General features: G+C 53.6%; 2 rRNA genes (1 of these 2 only partly in view). Both read left to right on the forward strand.

The window, feature by feature from the left end:
• Positions 1–2,630 (forward strand): 23S ribosomal RNA (locus ABE424_RS19100); it begins 249 nt to the left of the window's first position.
• A 125-nt stretch (positions 2,631–2,755) separates the two neighbouring features.
• Positions 2,756–2,870 (forward strand): 5S ribosomal RNA (rrf, locus tag ABE424_RS19105).
• Positions 2,871–2,911: the final 41 nt, after the last annotated feature.

Below are 2,911 nucleotides of genomic sequence, written 5' to 3' on the forward strand. Positions count from 1 at the left end.
AACGGGGACTAGCCCTTAAGCTGGAATGGTTCTAGAAAAACAGCCTGGAACGGCTGGCCATAGAAGGTGATAGCCCTGTATTTAAAAGGGCCACTCCAGTGAAGACGAGTAGGGCGGGGCACGTGAAACCCTGTCTGAACATGGGGGGACCATCCTCCAAGGCTAAATACTACTGACCGACCGATAGTGAACCAGTACCGTGAGGGAAAGGCGAAAAGAACCCCGGAGAGGGGAGTGAAATAGATCCTGAAACCGTGTGCGTACAAGCAGTAGGAGCTCGAAAGAGTGACTGCGTACCTTTTGTATAATGGGTCAGCGACTTACTGTTCGTGGCAAGCTTAACCGTATAGGGGAGGCGAAGGGAAACCGAGTCTGATAAGGGCGCATAGTCGCGGGCAGTAGACCCGAAACCGGGTGATCTAGTCATGGCCAGGGTGAAGGTGCCGTAACAGGTACTGGAGGCCCGAACCCACGTCTGTTGCAAAAGACGGGGATGAGCTGTGATTAGGAGTGAAAAGCTAATCGAACCCGGAGATAGCTGGTTCTCCTCGAAAGCTATTTAGGTAGCGCCTCATATGTATCCTCTCGGGGGTAGAGCACTGTTATGGCTAGGGGGTCATCGCGACTTACCAAACCATTGCAAACTCCGAATACCGAGACGGACTGTATGGGAGACACACGGCGGGTGCTAACGTCCGTCGTGAAAAGGGAAACAACCCAGACCCACAGCTAAGGTCCCAAATTCACTGCTAAGTGGAAAACCATGTGGAAAGGCACAGACAGCCAGGAGGTTGGCTTAGAAGCAGCCACCCTTTAAAGAAAGCGTAATAGCTCACTGGTCGAGTCGGTCTGCGGGGAAGATTTAACGGGGCTAAGCAGTGAACCGAAGCTTGGGGTGTGCATATTTATATGTACGCGGTAGAGGAGCGTTCCGTAAGCCGTTGAAGGTGGATTGAGAAGTCTGCTGGAGGTATCGGAAGTGCGAATGCTGACATGAGTAACGATAATGCGGGTGAAAAACCCGCACGCCGAAAGCCCAAGGTTTCCTTGCGCAACGTTAATCGGCGCAGGGTGAGTCGGCCCCTAAGGCGAGGACGAAAGTCGTAGTCGATGGGAAGCAGGTTAATATTCCTGCACCTCGCGTAAGTGCGATGGAGGGACGGAGAAGGTTAGGTGTACCCGGCGTTGGTTGTCCGGGGGAAAGGAGGTAGGTTTGAATCTTTGGCAAATCCGGGATTCTTTAAGACCGAGCACCGAGACGAGCCTTTAAGGCGAAGTCACTGATACCACGCTTCCAGGAAAAGCTCCTAAGCTTCAGCTTACGCAGACCGTACCGTAAACCGACACAGGTGGGTAGGATGAGAATTCTCAGGCGCTTGAGAGAACTCGGGTGAAGGAACTAGGCAACATGGCACCGTAACTTCGGGAGAAGGTGCGCCCTTTTTGGTGGCTCATGCGAGCTATAGCTGAAGAGGGCCGCAGAAACCAGGCCGCTGCGACTGTTTATCAAAAACACAGCACTCTGCAAACACGAAAGTGGACGTATAGGGTGTGACGCCTGCCCGGTGCTGGAAGGTTAATTGATGGGGTCAGCCGCAAGGCGAAGCTCTTGATCGAAGCCCCAGTAAACGGCGGCCGTAACTATAACGGTCCTAAGGTAGCGAAATTCCTTGTCGGGTAAGTTCCGACCTGCACGAATGGCGTAACGACAGCGGCGCTGTCTCCACCCGAGACTCAGTGAAATTGAAATCGCTGTGAAGATGCAGCGTTCCCGTGGCAAGACGGAAAGACCCCGTGAACCTTTACTATAGCTTTACACTGAACGTTGAGTTCGTCTGTGTAGGATAGGTGGGAGGCTATGAAACTGTGGCGCTAGCTGCAGTGGAGCCATCCTTGAAATACCACCCTGTCGTGCTTGACGTTCTAACCTAGGTCCATAATCTGGATCGGGGACCGTGTATGGTGGGTAGTTTGACTGGGGCGGTCTCCTCCTAAAGAGTAACGGAGGAGCTCGAAGGTACGCTCAGCGCGGTCGGACATCGCGCACTGTGTGCAAAGGCATAAGCGTGCTTGACTGCAAGATCGACGGATCAAGCAGGTAGGAAACTAGGACTTAGTGATCCGGTGGTTCTGTATGGAAGGGCCATCGCTCAACGGATAAAAGGTACTCCGGGGATAACAGGCTGATACCGCCCAAGAGTTCATATCGACGGCGGTGTTTGGCACCTCGATGTCGGCTCATCACATCCTGGGGCTGTAGTCGGTCCCAAGGGTATGGCTGTTCGCCATTTAAAGTGGTACGCGAGCTGGGTTCAGAACGTCGTGAGACAGTTCGGTCCCTATCTGCCATGGGCGTTGGAGATTTGAGAGGGGCTGCTCCTAGTACGAGAGGACCGGAGTGGACGAACCTCTGGTGTTCCGGTTGTCACGCCAGTGGCATTGCCGGGTAGCTATGTTCGGAAGCGATAACCGCTGAAAGCATCTAAGCGGGAAGCGCGCCTCAAGATGAGATCTCCCGGGGCACAAGCCCCCTGAAGGAACCATATAGACTATGTGGTTGATAGGTCAGGTGTGTAAGTACAGCAATGTATTGAGCTAACTGATACTAATGATCCGTGTGGCTTGACCATATAACCTCAAGTTGCCTTGGCCGACATGACATGTCGATAGATCCCAAGTGCACGCTACGTCACAAGACTTACGAGAGGCAGGCGCCTTAATCCGTTCCTTAGGATGGCGACGCTCCAACTGTCTCCCTGGTGAAATTAGCGCTGTGGAACCACCCGATCCCATCCCGAACTCGGAAGTGAAACGCAGCTGCGCCGATGGTAGTGTGGCCTAAGCCATGCGAGAGTAGGTCATCGCCAGGGTTTTTACCCGAAAACCCCGCTGCTCACGCAGCGGGGTTTTC

Source organism: Stenotrophomonas sp. TWI1149, from assembly GCF_039673155.1.
GTDB lineage: Bacteria > Pseudomonadota > Gammaproteobacteria > Xanthomonadales > Xanthomonadaceae > Stenotrophomonas > Stenotrophomonas maltophilia_AA.